Annotated in this window: 14 protein-coding genes; 4 read left to right on the top strand and 10 right to left on the bottom strand. The window is 36.7% G+C overall.

Annotation, left to right across the window (positions count from 1 at the left end):
* The coding region (locus ACFIL8_RS05200) for an SGNH family hydrolase (RefSeq protein WP_375689060.1) at positions 1 to 1,000 on the top strand (1,000 nt) is incomplete at its 5' end.
* A 162-nt stretch (positions 1,001 to 1,162) separates the two neighbouring features.
* Here the strand turns inward: ACFIL8_RS05200 and ACFIL8_RS05195 are convergent.
* Positions 1,163 to 3,187 carry a M3 family metallopeptidase gene (locus ACFIL8_RS05195; RefSeq protein WP_375632269.1) on the bottom strand — a complete coding sequence of 675 codons (2,025 nt, stop codon included), beginning with the start codon at positions 3,185 to 3,187 and terminating at the stop codon, positions 1,163 to 1,165.
* Between the two features lie 549 nt (positions 3,188 to 3,736).
* Between ACFIL8_RS05195 and mgtE the strand changes: the two genes are divergently transcribed.
* The 3 genes from mgtE (at position 3,737) to ppa (ending at position 8,797) form a co-directional block, all read left to right on the top strand.
* Entirely contained in the window at positions 3,737 to 5,113 is a 1,377-nt protein-coding gene (gene mgtE, locus ACFIL8_RS05190) for a magnesium transporter (RefSeq protein WP_375606748.1), read from the top strand.
* A 1,258-nt stretch (positions 5,114 to 6,371) separates the two neighbouring features.
* Positions 6,372 to 8,198 carry a translational GTPase TypA gene (typA, locus tag ACFIL8_RS05185; RefSeq protein ID WP_375611856.1) on the top strand — a complete coding sequence of 609 codons (1,827 nt, stop codon included), beginning with the start codon at positions 6,372 to 6,374 and terminating at the stop codon, positions 8,196 to 8,198.
* Positions 8,199 to 8,266: 68 nt separating this feature from the next.
* On the top strand, positions 8,267 to 8,797 hold the full coding sequence (gene ppa, locus ACFIL8_RS05180) for an inorganic diphosphatase (protein WP_375611857.1): 531 nt from the start codon (positions 8,267 to 8,269) through the stop codon (positions 8,795 to 8,797).
* Positions 8,798 to 8,850: 53 nt separating this feature from the next.
* Here ppa and ACFIL8_RS05175 read toward each other — a convergent pair whose 3' ends face one another.
* From ACFIL8_RS05175 to ACFIL8_RS05135, 9 genes are all read right to left on the bottom strand, one after another.
* Positions 8,851 to 9,165: a DUF167 domain-containing protein gene (locus ACFIL8_RS05175; RefSeq protein WP_375611858.1), complete on the bottom strand. Its 315-nt coding sequence runs from the start codon at positions 9,163 to 9,165 to the stop codon at positions 8,851 to 8,853.
* Positions 9,166 to 9,187: 22 nt separating this feature from the next.
* Complete coding sequence (locus ACFIL8_RS05170) at positions 9,188 to 9,481, bottom strand: YggT family protein (RefSeq protein ID WP_375611859.1); 294 nt, start codon at positions 9,479 to 9,481, stop codon at positions 9,188 to 9,190.
* A 326-nt stretch (positions 9,482 to 9,807) separates the two neighbouring features.
* Complete coding sequence (locus ACFIL8_RS05165; protein WP_273790632.1) at positions 9,808 to 10,368, bottom strand: invasion associated locus B family protein; 561 nt, start codon at positions 10,366 to 10,368, stop codon at positions 9,808 to 9,810.
* A gap of 99 nt (positions 10,369 to 10,467) precedes the next feature.
* Positions 10,468 to 10,995: an RNA pyrophosphohydrolase gene (locus ACFIL8_RS05160; protein ID WP_375611860.1), complete on the bottom strand. Its 528-nt coding sequence runs from the start codon at positions 10,993 to 10,995 to the stop codon at positions 10,468 to 10,470.
* A gap of 39 nt (positions 10,996 to 11,034) precedes the next feature.
* On the bottom strand, positions 11,035 to 12,345 hold the full coding sequence (locus ACFIL8_RS05155; RefSeq protein ID WP_273790634.1) for a S41 family peptidase: 1,311 nt from the start codon (positions 12,343 to 12,345) through the stop codon (positions 11,035 to 11,037).
* Positions 12,335 to 13,579 (bottom strand): murein hydrolase activator EnvC family protein, encoded by a 1,245-nt coding sequence (locus ACFIL8_RS05150; protein ID WP_375611872.1) that lies wholly within the window; start codon positions 13,577 to 13,579, stop codon positions 12,335 to 12,337. Before ACFIL8_RS05150 ends, ACFIL8_RS05155 begins: the two co-directional genes overlap by 11 nt.
* 133 nt (positions 13,580 to 13,712) lie before the next feature.
* Positions 13,713 to 14,195, bottom strand: coding sequence for a 23S rRNA (pseudouridine(1915)-N(3))-methyltransferase RlmH (gene rlmH / locus ACFIL8_RS05145; RefSeq protein WP_375611861.1), 483 nt, complete (start codon positions 14,193 to 14,195; stop codon positions 13,713 to 13,715).
* Between the two features lies 1 nt (position 14,196).
* A complete protein-coding gene (rsfS, locus tag ACFIL8_RS05140) occupies positions 14,197 to 14,583 on the bottom strand; it encodes a ribosome silencing factor (RefSeq protein ID WP_375610572.1) in 387 nt (128 codons plus the stop codon).
* Positions 14,584 to 14,694: 111 nt separating this feature from the next.
* Positions 14,695 to 15,288, bottom strand: coding sequence for a nicotinate-nucleotide adenylyltransferase (locus ACFIL8_RS05135; protein ID WP_375611862.1), 594 nt, complete (start codon positions 15,286 to 15,288; stop codon positions 14,695 to 14,697).
* Positions 15,289 to 15,349: the final 61 nt, after the last annotated feature.

Below are 15,349 nucleotides of genomic sequence, written 5' to 3'. Positions count from 1 at the left end.
AAGTAAAGCAACGAACTTCTTCAAATGGTTGTCACAACAAAACAAACAGACACAGCAGCCACCGCAAATTATAGAACAAAAAATAGACAAGCCGCAAAAAAAGATCGTAACACAAAAAAACATACAAAAGCTAAAAAATGAGAATGCAAAGCGCATTCTTGTCATAGGGGATTTTGCAGCTTCTGCTGTTGCTGATGCACTTAAGAAATTTTTTATAAATAATAGCGATATCGTTATCATGAACAACACAATGCCAGCTTCCGGCTTAGTTCGAACGGATTATTATTCTTGGCAAAGCAATATTTCTAAACTCATTGATCAAAATAGCCCCGATGTTATTATCATGATGATCGGTGCAAATGATAATCAACCCATCACAGACTCTCATAACATGATTAACACAGATCAGTCAGAATGGATACGCATCTACAAACAAAGAATTATCGAAATTACTGAAAGTCTTCACGCCTCTGGAAAATCATGGATATGGATAGGTCAGCCTTCTTTTGGAAATGATCTTTTGACACAAAAAATGAAAATTTTTAATGCGCTCTATAAACAAGAAACAGAAACAGCAGGAGGGTATTTTCTCGATATCTGGAGCGGCTTTAGTGATGAGACAGGAAATTTTTCTTTTTCAGGCTATGATATTAATGGAAAAATAACCAAATTACGCACCAATAATGGCATGCATTTCACCCCTGAAGGAAAGAAAAAACTTGCCTCTTATTTAGAAAAACCATTGAAAAATATTTCAAATTTTTATGCCTTTTCTCATGAAAATTCTTACTCAACCGATCAAGTTATTCAAAAACTTATACAAGAATCAGAGAATCAAGAGCGGAGTAAAATTATGCGTCAGCCTCCAATGAGCCTCGATGATATGGCACAAAAAAACACTCACCTTTTAGGCAAAAGAAAGTCAAGTTTTATAAAAAAATCATGGTTTCCACCAAATGGGCATCAAAAAGATCGAGCTGATAATTTTTCTTTCCCATAATGTCTATTTAAAATACAAAATCTATTTTCCTCTATAAACAAAAAGCGAATAAGATAAAAAACTCTGTTTACAGAGCTATAATGAAGAGAAAATTTGCATAAATCGCAACTGTACCTTTCGAATAATATGAAAACGGCATGGTGTTAACCATACCGTTATATCTTATAGTCCACGTTTGTTAATCATTGCCTCTGGTAAAGGCATTCGTCCCCGAAAAGCTTTATAAAGCTCCTCTGGATCACGACTTCCTCCAGCGGAGTAAATAAAACGTTTCAACTTATCAGCAAGCTCTGAATTAAAAACATCTCCCGTTTCTTCAAAAGCTTGAAAAGCATCAGCATCAAGGACTTCCGACCACATATAAGAATAGTAACCAGATGCATAACCATCCCCCGCAAACACGTGCATAAAATGTGGGGGACGATGACGCATAATAATTGTATCAGGCATTTGCAGCTTTTCTAATTCTTGGCGTTCAAACACTGTTGGATCAGTGACTGTTTCGCCTTGATGAAAAGCCATATCCACTAAAGCTGATGAGATAAATTCAACGGCAGAAAATCCTGCATTAAATGTCTGTGCTACTAAGACTTTATCTATCAACTCTTGTGGCATAGGATGGCCTGTTTTTGTATGTATAGCATAAGATTTTAATATCTCTGGTACTGTTAACCAATGTTCGTAAAGTTGAGAAGGTAGCTCAACAAAATCACGTGAAACAGATGTTCCCGACACAGATGGCCATGTGACATCAGAAAGCAAACCATGCAATGCATGTCCAAATTCGTGGAAAAGCGTACGTGCATCATCAAGTGATAAAAGAGCAACTTCCCCTTTAGGTGGTTTAGCAAAATTACAAACATTGTAGATAATAGGCTTTTGTCCGCCATCCAATTTATGTTGTGATTGCAAACTACTCATCCACGCACCGGAGCGTTTTGAAGAACGTGCAAAATAATCACCAATAAAATGCCCAAGTAGACTTCCATCAGACTTTTTTACTTCCCACAAACGTGCATCAGGATGCCAAAGTGTAACAGCGTTTTTTTCTTCAAATGTAATGCTAAAGAGTTTTTCGGCTACCCCAAAAGCCGCTTTAATCATAAGATCAAGCTGAAAATAATATTTAATCTCAGCGCTATCGAAAGAAAGTTTTTCAGTGCGAAGCTTTTCAGCATAATAACGCCAATCCCAAGCAGCTAAAGATTCATTGCTGCCCTGATTGTTGGCAAAATTTTGTAAGTCAATTTGCTCAGTAGAAGCTTTCGCTCTTGCGCGCTTCCATACAGGCATAAGCAAATCCATAACGGAATCAACACTTTTAGCCATAGTATTATCGAGCTTCAAATCTGCGAAAGATTTATATCCCAATAATTTAGCCTGCTCATCTCGAAGCGCAACAATCTCTACAATAATTGTTTTATTATCATTCTTGTTATTATTTTCACCACGTTTAGCCCAAGCTTGGAATGCAACCTCACGCAAATCACGACGATCAGAGAATTTTAAAAAAGGTTCAACAATCGAACGTGCTAGTGTTAATGCATACGCTTCTTCATTGCCTCTTTCACACGCAATTTCCTTCATTGAAGCAATGAGATCTTGCGGTAAACCAGATAAGTCTGTTTGTTTTAAAAACAGAATCCATTCAGCTTCATCATTTAAGACATTTTGTCCAAAAGTAGCATTTAAAAAAGCAAGTCTTTCATTAATTTCCAAAAGCCGTTTCTTAGCTTTTTCATCGAGTTTTGCCCCATGACAAACAAACTTTTTCCACCATAATTCAAGAACACGTGTTGTTTCACTCTCAAATGTGCCCAACTGCGACTGTTTATAAAGCATATCTATTTTCGCAAATATCCGCGCATCCATCATCATTTTTGAAGAATAACGAGAAAGTTTTACAACGAACTCTTGCTCTAGCTGTTGAATTAATACATTCGTATGAGCACTGGTGCGTAAGAAAAATATTGAACAGACACGATCAAGCGCTTTGCCGCAAAGCTCAAAAGGCTGCAAAAAATTCTCAAGCGTTGGTGGTTCTTGCACCATCGCAATTGCCTCTAGTTCTTCTTCTGCTTCTTGAAGTGCCTGTTCAAAAGCGGGTTTAAAATCTTCGTCACTTATAGAAGAAAAATCAGGAAGACCTAAAAATCCCTTCCAGTCCAGCACTGCTGCTTTTGTCATAATACTTTATGTCTCCATTATAAATTTAAACTGTAACAATTATCTTTACGACACAAATTGATAACATACTAAAACTATTTCGTGAGTTTCAAAACTACCTTTCAAAACCCTATTGAATAAAAAACCTGAAAATCGTAAAGTTCTTTCATTCAAACCATATTATATTGAAGCAATAAAGATTATTCGCTCGCACATCACAATAGAATTGCATATTAACAAAAACACTTGGAGAAAAGCATAATCTCCACTCTTTATAAAATATTGCTTTAGATTCTTTTGAAAATCGCAAACTACATTAAAGAAATGATGGTAAAATCAGAACTGATTTTTACATTTACGTTTTTATATTATCCTCAAATTAAGCTGTATTCTCGTTTTAGTGATTCAGAAACTTGTTTATAACTTATAATTTACCCTTGACTTTACTTCAAATATTAACAATTGGGAATATAGCTGGGGAGTTTTTTTTAAATCTTCCATAAACTTTTGTTTTTATCTCATCTATTATCTAGATTTACAACTCTCCAACTCTTCAGGAGGTACTTTATCATGACTGAAATCAAAACGGCCTTCGACTTCAAAAATTTTTCTCCTGAAGCTCTCGCTGAAAAGTTAAAGAACCAGCATTTTGCAGACTCTATTGATATCATCAATGACCTCGATATCATGGAACGTGTAACTATTCTTAGTCTTCTGCCTCTTGATTATGTTATCGAACTTTTTGATAAACCAGAGCTTGAGCAACCTGCTGCCATCCTAGAACTTCTCCCTATAAATCGTGCTGTTGAAATTCTTGATGGCATGTCTGCCGATGCTGCTGCAGACGTCTTTCAAGAAATGGATAAGGAAACCCGCACACGACTTTATGCCTTGCTTAACCCCTTAACGCGCGCTGAACTTAAAAAACTCACCAGTTATCCTGATCATACAGCAGGAGCACTGATGACAACAGAGTTTATAGCCGTTCCTTCAAACTGGACCATACAAAAAACTTTGGATCACATTCGTGAGGTCGAGCGAACACGTGAAACAGTTTATACCAGCTATGTAATTGACCCCAAAACAGGTACTCTTCTCAAAGCTGTTTCCCTGCGTAACCTTATTCTTGCCTCACCTGATGAACAAATTCTTAATGTCCCTACCCATGACTCGCCCATTACAATATCACCTTTCACACATCATGAAGATATCGCACGCCTTTTCCAGCGCCATGATCTTCTCTCTGTGCCTGTAGTTGATGAAAGTAACCATGTCATTGGCATTGTAACCGTTGATGACGTGCTTGATACTATGGTCGATGAAATGAATGAAGATGCCTATAAATTTGGGGGTATGGAAGCACTTAATAAGCCCTATATGCAAATTAAGTTTCCTGAAATGATGAAAAAACGCGGAGGCTGGCTCGCTTTACTCTTTATCGGTGAAATGCTGACAGCAAGCGCTATGCAACATTTCGAAACAGAACTCGAAAAAGCGATTATTCTTACACTGTTCATACCTCTCATTATGAGCTCAGGAGGAAATTCCGGCTCACAGGCTACATCCCTTATTATACGTGCATTGGCTTTACGTGAACTCACGTTGAAAGACTGGTGGAAAGTGATCATTCGTGAAATTCCAACAGGACTATCCCTTGGTCTCTTATTAGGAATTATTGGTGTTACGCGCATTGCTCTTTGGCAAAAACTAGGTATCTACGATTATGGCCAACATTGGATTGCTATTTCGACAACAGTGGGTACAGCTTTAGTTGGAATCGTTACCTTTGGTTCTCTTTCTGGATCTATGTTGCCTTTTATTCTTAAAGGTTTAAAATTTGATCCAGCAAGTGCTTCTGCTCCTTTTGTGGCAACTTTAGTAGATGTCATGGGCATTATAATCTATTTTTCTGTAGCTTCTCTCATTTTGTCAGGAACTCTTCTTTAAACATGTAAAGTAAAAACTCTTACTTATGGAAAAATCTTGTCATGTAACCTAAGATTCTTTCCATAAGAGAATAAGCTTTATTATTTATTTTCTAGCGCACCGCTCTATAGATAATTTATTATTTTTTTGAATAACAGCTCCGAATAACGTAATTTTACCTCATCATAAAGCTTCTCATATTAAATCGATTAAAGTCATCTTCTTGCCAGTCACAAACGAGATCGGTGTATGTCTAAAAACTATTCAAAAAAAAATAAAATACTTCTTATATCCTCTCTCTCGTATCAAAAACTGGCGCAATATTGACAGCTGAGAAAGAATAATCATGATGATACTCAACAGGCTTTATATTTCTTCACAAAGGCGTTAATAGTATACTATTCGCGTATATTATATCATTTATGAGCTCTATCATGGAATGGATGTAGTGTACGTTAAGCAATCTCTCTTAAGTACATGAATATGCAACAAAAAGTATATGCTGTTTAAAGTGTTCTGTTTGGCATGAAAAGCATACTCCTATTAGAGAGTGCAATTAACAAAAGTAAGGCAATGCACTATCTCCATGGTTTAAAAGATATTACTTTAGATGCTTTTGAAATTATAAATTGGATTAACAGCAAAGATGGGAATTTTCTTTGGATGCCTTCATATTCTTTCTAAATAAGACTGTATTCCGGGTTCATAAATAAATCAAACAGATATAACTCTTGCCCTAATCTGGCATACAAAAGCTAGAACTTCTTATAAAATTCTTAATCGTCTCAATATTTACCTCAAATACACGATTGCATTAAATCTGGATTTTGATTGACAAGTTATAGAATAAGAAAAAGCTTTATTTAGAATAAGAATGTTGTACAGTTGTCAATAAATTGGCTATGGATTGAGAGATATTCCGGATTTTTATTAATCTCTTTGCAAAACAACAACAATAATATGGCTAGCTTTATACTTACTCTTACAAGAGCTCATATAAATTCCTTGTGTCATATTGATAAAAATCAAGTTGACGGTGATTTTTTGGATAATTCTTAGCTCGAGAATAGAACATACGTACTATAAAAACTTTTACGAAGCTTCAGAAATTGAAGCTCAATAGAGCCTTAAAGACTTGGATAAATAGTTTTGCCATAAAAATATTGCCTCCATCTTCCAAAATTATAAAAAAACATGTAAAAGGTTTTCTAATAGTCAGGCAAAGAATGTAAAGACTTTACCTCAAATGAAATTTCATTAAACGAAAAGAAGAAAATTTATGCAATTGCGTAACATTGCCATCATTGCCCACGTTGACCATGGGAAAACAACGCTTGTAGACGGGCTTCTCAAGCAATCAGGAAACTTCCGTGATAATCAGCGTACAAGCGAACGTATGATGGATTCAAACGATATTGAGAAAGAACGCGGAATTACAATCCTAGCGAAAGTGACATCTGTTGTTTGGAAAGATACTCGAATTAATATTGTTGATACACCAGGACACGCTGACTTTGGTGGAGAAGTTGAACGCATCCTCAATATGGTTGATGGAGCCATTGTACTTGTTGATGCTGCTGAAGGACCAATGCCACAAACAAAATTTGTCGTTGGCAAAGCATTGAAAGTAGGATTGCGCCCTATTGTTGCTATTAATAAAATTGACCGACCGGATGCACGCGTTGATGAAGTCATTAATGAGGTTTTTGACCTTTTCGCTGCTCTTGACGCAACCGATGAACAGCTTGATTTTCCTATTCTTTATGGATCTGGACGCGATGGATGGATGGCTGAAGCCCCAGAGGGACCAAAAGATCAGGGATTAGGTCCTTTATTTGATCTTGTGACGCAGCATGTCCCTTCTCCTAGTGTAGCAGAAGGACCGTTTCGCATGATTGGAACTATTCTTGAAGCGGATCCGTTTTTGGGACGAATTATTACAGGACGGATTCATTCTGGCTCTCTAAAACCCAATCAAAATGTCAAGGTTCTTGGACAAGATGGAAAACTTTTAGAAACTGGGCGTATTTCAAAAATTTTAGCATTTCGTGGCTTAGAACGGCAACCTATTGAAGAAGGAAGTGCTGGTGATATTGTTGCGATTGCAGGTCTGCAAAAAGGTACCGTTGCTGATACTTTCTGTGATCCTACTGTCAATGAACCCCTTACTGCCCAACCAATTGATCCTCCTACTGTTACTATGAGTTTTCTCGTCAACGATAGTCCCCTTGCTGGAACTGAAGGCGATAAAGTAACAAGTCGTGTCATTCGTGACCGATTGTTAAAAGAAGCAGAAGGCAATGTCGCTCTTAAAATTGAAGAATCAGCCGATAAAGATTCTTTCTACGTTTCAGGACGAGGAGAATTACAGCTTGCAGTTCTCATTGAAAATATGCGCCGTGAAGGATTTGAACTTAGTGTTTCACGCCCACGTGTTGTTATGCAAAAAGATGAAAATGGAATAACTCTTGAGCCAATCGAAGAAGTTGTTATCGATGTTGATGAAGAATATTCCGGTACTGTTGTACAAAAAATGTCTGAACGTAAAGGCGAAATGGTGGAGTTACGTCCTTCTGGAGGTAATCGTGTCCGCCTTGTCTTTTATGCCCCAACCCGAGGACTCATTGGTTATCAATCTGAACTTTTAACGGACACACGTGGTACAGCAATTATGAATCGCCTTTTCCATGCTTATGAACCTTATAAAGGAGACATTGCTGGTCGTGTTAATGGTGTTATGATTTCAAATGACAACGGTGAATCTGTCGCTTATGCTCTTTTTAATCTTGAAGATCGTGGACCTATGATCATCGATGCGGGTGTGAAAGTCTATCAAGGTATGATTATTGGCATCCACTCACGAGATAATGACTTAGAAGTTAATGTGTTAAAAGGAAAAAAACTCACCAATATGCGCGCTTCTGGAAAAGATGAGGCCGTAAAGTTAACGCCTCCCATTAAAATGACATTAGAACGCGCCTTATCGTGGATACAAGATGATGAGCTTGTAGAGGTAACCCCTAAAAATATTCGTCTCCGCAAGCTCTATCTTGATCCTAATGAACGTAAACGTTTTGAAAAAACACGTGCATCAATTTCAAATTAATTTCATAATCTCTTTGGTAAAATATTTAATTGTATTGAGCCTCACTATATTCCAGAAAGGATGTCTCTATGAATATTAAGGAAATACCCGTAGGCAAAAATCCACCAGAAGATATTAACGTTATTGTGGAAGTCTCCCTTGGTGGGCAGCCAATAAAATATGAGATGGATAAAAAGTCGGGTGCATTATTTGTTGACCGTTTTCTTCATACATCAATGGTTTATCCTGGAAATTACGGTTTTGTCCCTCATACGCTTTCAGATGATGGTGATCCTATTGATGTCCTTATCTGTAATACCCGTCCACTTATGCCTGGTTGTGTTATTAATGTTCGCCCCATCGGAGCTCTAATGATGGAAGATGATGGTGGTAAAGATGAAAAAATTATTGCCATTCCCACTACAAAATTAACAAAACGCTATATCAATATTCATGACTATACAGACCTGCCCGAGATTACACTCAAACAAATTGAACATTTCTTCAAGCATTACAAAGATCTGGAACCTGGAAAATGGGCTAAAATTGAAGGATGGCGTGATAAAAACTTTGCTCATGAATTAATTAGGCAAGCTGTTGAGCGCAATAAAAAAGTATAACGATTTTAATAAAATAAAGCCTATAAAAAAATAGGCTTTGTTATTTATTTTTTCTACGAGATGTAATCTCTAAAGGATTGCCATATCTGTTTTAGCTCTTCTAAATGTGTTGAAAAGTAAAGTTGTTTGTAGCGAGATATTGCACCGTTTTTCAGAGAAATAGAAGAAGATGGGATTCTCCACTGCTTCGCAAGAAATTTAATGAGAGCTTTATTCGCTTTTCCATCTTCAGGAACAGCACGAAGGCGTATAACCAGATATTGTTTTTCACCATCCCTACATTCAACCCCTATTATTTTGTCAACAGATGATTTTGGAATGAGATATACAAACAAAATCAAGTTATTTTTATCAACTTGATAAAACATGTATTCGCCTCAAGTAATATTTCTATACATACATGTTTGCGTAAACGCGCCACATAAAAGTACGAATAAAATAAATAATAATGAACACTACAATAGGTGAAATATCAATCGTTCCAAAATTTGGTAAAATTTGCCGGATACGGCTTAGAACGGGATTTGTAAGACGATATAGAAAGCTTCCTATCAAAACAACAAAGCGATTGCGTGAATTTATGATATTAAAGACATAAAGCCAAGAAAAAATGACACTAGCGATTAAAATATCAATATAAATCTCAAAAATCAAATCAATCGTTCGAAGCAATGCATAAATCATGCGTCATCCCTTTCAATCAAGGAAACAGAAGAGCGTATAGAAAACCTTCATTAAAGCAGGTCTGTGTATCAAAAAATGGTTTTATATTTCAATACTCTTTTTTCTTGAATAAAAACCAGACATCTAAATTCTTCATCTCTCTATTTAATGACGATGCAGTTAGAAAACAAATATCAAAATTAAAAATAGCACATAAAATAGAAGAAACGGCAAAAAATCTGAATATCCCTTATAGGATTAATCTTAAATCTCATCGTTTTAATTATTAATTATAAAAAACAAACAAACTAAAAACGGCCTTTTAAAGGCCGCTTTTAGTTTTAAAATTATTTCTGCAAAGCAGTCAAACGATTAAGAGCACTGCTAAAACCATCTAGCTGAACAAATAAATCATTCAAAGCTGGTTCACCTGCAGCAGCAATTGTCATCGCCAACTTTAACTGTTTTCCAGAACGTAAAGCTGCTACGTGATTTTTGTCAAAAACGACAGGAACCACACAACCTGCTGGTACACAAGTCCGGATACCGGTTTCGATAACAGCTTTTCCCTCATCAACTTGTAAACGAACAGGTTTAGAAACCAAAATGCCAAAAGGAACTGTTAAATTACCAGATACAACACCCTCAGCATCGAGAGTAAGGCCCATAGCCACAACAACACGCCCCTGCTCATTTACTTCTTGACGGTGCATAAAACAAATTCTTTTCCCTTCTTGTATACCACAGTTAATAGTCCACAAACCGTAGGTTTCAGTCAAAGAAGAAGCTCCATTTGGCAATGTCGCTGCCGCATCTTTTGATGCAGGAGGCTTTGAACTTGTTGCAAATGCAACAGATGAAATACTCAAGAGAGTAAAAACTATAAGTAAATTAAATAACTTTTTCATTTTATATTCCTGTTCTTTACATAAAAGATAAACATGTTTATTATTTATTATAATATAAAGCATCTTAATAAAAAAAGCTTTCTCATAATCATATAGCTTTTATAATGGTCTAAGGCTACCTCGAAATTCGCTGACAACTTTCGTATAAACGTGCTTTTTAAAAGAAACAGCAATCAACGGAAGGGTTTCTAGATCAATCCATTTCCATTGATCGAATTCCGCTTTATTGCCATCTGGTGGCGGATTAATCGCAATTTCAGAAAGCTTTCCTGTAAACTGGAAAGCAAACCATTTTTGTATTTGCCCACGATATTTATTTGTTAATGTGCACCCAATAAGTTCTTGTGGAAAATCATAATGGAACCAATTTTGTGCTTCTTTAATCAACTTTACAGATCGAATACCCGTTTCTTCATAAAGTTCACGATATGCCGCATCTAATGGTTTTTCATCTTCATCAATCCCTCCTTGAGGAAGCTGCCAACGATGAGATATGTCAATATCTGCATCTGCATGAATGGGCATCATTAAACGACGCCCAACCCACACTTTCCCCTCATGATTAAAGACAACAATCCCAACACATTTGCGATATGGAAGAATCTTCAAATTAATATCTGCATCCATTTAATATTCCTCAAAATCGCAAGCTATAGATATCAATTCTCACTTTAACACATCCTTATTGGGATCTGGTGGAAATGCTGCATTTGCCATTTCACCTCGTAACAGTTTATAAGCCTCATTCAATTGAATATCATCTTTAGGGTCTTTGGGAACAAAAGCAGCTGAACCAGATCCTTTATTACTCTCTCGTTTTCCTTTGATATGTCCTTTTAATGCAGACTCACCAACTTTTACATCATAACCTTTATATTTTTCAGGGAGTGGTTGCTCTACAATAATATCTGGTGTGATCCCTGTTCCTTGAATAGAAGTGCCTGATGGCGTGTAATAAAGTGCTGTTGTTAAGCGTAAAGCCCCATTTTCACCCAAAGGAATAATTGTTTGAACAGATCCTTTACCAAAAGACTGCGTCCCTAAAATTGTTGCACGACGATGATCTTGCAGTGCACCCGCAACAATTTCAGAAGCACTTGCTGAACCACCATTAATAAGAACAATGAGCGGTTTTCCATTAATGACATCACCTGGCTTCGCATCAAATCTTGTCACATCACTCTTTTTGCGCCCACGAGTCGACACAATTTCACCTTTATTGAGAAAAGCACTCGAAACATTAACAGCTTGATCTAAAAGCCCACCGGGATTAAGCCGCAAATCAAGGACGTAACCTTTTAGCTTATCTTCAGGAATTTTAGATTGGATATCTTTAATTGCCGCTAGAAGATTATTTAATGTCTGTTCAGAAAACTGGATAACTCTTAAATATCCAATATCACCTTCAACCCGATATTTCACCGCTTTTACTTTGATAATATCACGAACAATCTTCACTTCAAATGGCTTATCAACGCCAGAACGAATAATTGTTAAGGTAATTGGTGTTCCAGGAGCACCTCGCATCTTATTAACAGCTTCATTCAATGTTTGACCATTCGTTTGTACATCATCAATTTTTGAAATAAGGTCTCCTGCTAGAATACCTGCTTTTGAAGCAGGAGTATCATCCATTGGTGAAACAACTTTAATTAAGTTTTTTTCCATAGTGACCTCAATACCAAGACCTCCGAACTCTCCTTTCGTAGAATCCCGCATATCCTTGGCTTCTTCAGCATTCAAATAAGATGAATGAGGGTCCAGTGATGTGAGCATGCCATTGATAGCATTTTCAATAAGCTTTTTATCATCTGGAACTGTAACGTATTGCATACGCACACGCTCAAAAACATCGCCAAATATAGCTAGCTTTTTATATGCATTATCTTCATTATTCGCAGCAACAGACTGCACCATAATCATTGAACAGGCGCCGAGCAATACCCCAGCGACCAAAAGAATAACTTTACGAATCATTTTGGCTCCTTCTTATTTTTTCAGTCTGCCACCAAGGAGTTGGATTTACAGGTTTTCCCTGCTTTCTAAACTCAATGTAAAGCATTGGAGAAGTTTTTCCTATATCCAATGCAACACTGTTTGAAATAAATTGCATTTCCATTATACCCAGAGGCTCACCTGAAAGAACAAACTGCCCCTGTTTTACATTAATTCTCGACATTCCAGTAAGAATGATATGATAACCATTTCCAACATTGAGAATGATTAAATGTCCGTAAGAACGAAATGGCCCAGCAAAAGCAACAAAAGCATCCACAGGTGATATAACAACAGCTCCTGACTCTGTTTCTATCGTTTCACCAAAGCGCGTAATCTGCGAACTTTTGTTAGAGTGATGTATTCTTTTTCCTGAAACAGGAAAAAGTAAAGAACCTTTTCGGCTTTCAAAATTGGACTGTTCTAACAATTGCAAACTTTTCCGTACCTGTACTGATGCATCAGAGCTAAGTTTTGACTGACGGTCGAGCTCTAAAATCAATTCTTCTAAAGACTGCGCTTTTTTAGCAAGAGCAATATTTTTTTGTTGCTGTTCTGTAAGTTCTTTTTCTGATTTTTTTTGTAGTTTGTTTTTTTGGTCTAATAAAAGCTCTAGACGTTTTCGCTGCTCTGCTTGATTTTGCAGCTTTGTCTTTAATGCCTTATATTCCGTAGTAATGGAATTACTCAAATTGGTCAACTCCTTGAGTTTTTCTGTTAAATCTCGTGTTTTCTCTTGCATCTGAGGAATAACGGTACCTAATAAAACAGAACTACGTATAGAAGCCAACGCGTCCTCTGGCTGTATCATAAGAGCAGGAGGCGGATTCAATCCCATACGCTCCAAAATTGCAAGAACTTCCGCAAATTCAGCACGACGATTTTTTAAACGTTGATAGACTTGTACCCGCTTTTCTATCATTTTTTTAAGCTTTTCTTCCCTTTTAGCAATATCATCTGCTACTATACGTTCTTCTTTAGCCGCCTTTATGAGTGCATCACTCAAAACACGTTGATCTTTTTTTAAATGCTCAACTTGATGCATAAGAAAAGCAACACGCTCACGCGAAAGTGAAATATTTTGGCGAATTTCTCCTAATTCTTTATGGACTTCCGTACTCCTCATTGTATCTTCCGCATGCGATACAGAAAAGCAAAAAAATATACTCAAGAGCAGAATGACAAATATGACGCACTCCTCATATAAATATAGCATCTTTCTATGAAGAAGCTTTTTCATTTGCAAAAACCATGACACCTCATCGTATACATTAGAGATGCTTTAAATGGTGTCAGCTAAAACAATATTAATAAACATATAAATAAGTGCTAAAAATTGAACAAAAATATTAAAAACGATGATACGGATGATTATTTTCAATTGTTACAGCGCGGTAAAGTTGTTCTGTAAGAAGAATACGTGCAATTTGATGTGGCCACGTCATCAAACCAAAAGATAAAAGAAAATCAGCACGCTTCCTTATTTGTTCATTATGCCCATCAGGTCCTCCCAAAGCAATGACGACATCTCGAATGCCCTCATCACGATAACGCCTCAATTTTTCAGAAAAAGAAATTGACGAAATCGATTCTCCACGCTCATCTAACACAATTAATCGACATTTTTCAGGTAAAAATTCAATAAGTTTTCTCCCCTCTTCCTCCATACGTTGATAAACTGTTTGAGCACGACTTTCTGGTATCTCTTGTAACTTTTTTAAATGAAAGCCTACATCTCCAGAAATTTTAGAAAAACGATCCAAATAATGCTGAACTAATTTTTGCTCCGCCCCACTTTTCATACGACCAACCGCAAAAATAGAAATTTGCATTTTAATGATCTCCGAAGAGAAGCAAAGCCGTATCGTTTAAATCCGGCGTCATCCATATTTTTTCTAAATTATAAAAAAGACGAATTTCTGGACGAAAAAGATGAATGATAATATCACCTGTATCAATCAATACCCAGTCACCTCCAGCAAGCCCTTCTACACGCGCAAGCCCCTGCCCACTATCTTTCCAAGTATGTAATAAATGATCAGCAACAGACGATACATGACGCTGCGAATTTGCTGAAGCTATGACCATATAATCAGCCAAAGATGACTTCCCTCGAATATCAATAGCAACAATATCTTCTGCTTTTGTATCTTCTAAACTCTTGAGAATAACTTCAAGACTCTCACTAACAGAAAAAACTTTTTTTTCTTTTGAAGGCATAATATCGTAAGAGTGTTTGTGTGCAATGTTTTTCAGATCAATATCCTTTCTTATCGTTGTGGAATCTAAAAAAAAGACTTCTCTAAAGAGAAGCAGAATCTTATGAAATGTTCAAGAAAAATCATTCTTCTTCAAACGAAGGTTTGTTGAAGATTGAAAAGATAAAGGTCCATGCAAATAAGTCCAAACTGGTGGCTTGATAAAAGGTAATCGCTTACTTTCTCTCTCATCCAAACGAAAACGGCGATAAATATGTGCCATAGGAGAGGAAAGTGCTGACCGATTGCCTAAAGGACGATCAATAATCGCAATAGGAAGCATAGAGACGATATCATGCCATCGATACCAATGATGTATCGTCGCAAAACTATCTGCCCCCATAATCCATACAAAATTTACGCCACTGTAATGAGTAAGAATATGAAAAATCGTATCTACCGATACTTTGCTCCCTATAGCTTTTTCAAAACCTGTCAAGCGAATTTTCGGATGGTCAATAAGTTTAAAACTTAATCGCATTCTCTCCTCTAAAGGGAGCAACTGTGTACAATCCTTTAAAGGATTTCCTGGAGTGATCATCCACCATAACTGATCAAGATGCAAACGCCGAATGGCAATTTTTGCAACAAGAAGATGCCCCGCATGCGGTGGATTAAAGGAACCACCAAAAAGACCCACAACATTAGATCTTTCAACATGTGGCATACAATTTTTCCATGGAAAAAATGGTGTTCTCAAGCTCTAACCTGACCATTTCCTTTAACGT

The sequence above is a fragment of the Bartonella sp. AP57NXGY genome, from assembly GCF_042195805.1.
In the GTDB taxonomy this organism is placed as follows: domain Bacteria; phylum Pseudomonadota; class Alphaproteobacteria; order Rhizobiales; family Rhizobiaceae; genus Bartonella.
Note: the sequence above shows the minus strand (reverse complement) of the source record. Positions and strands in the feature narration are given on the sequence as shown.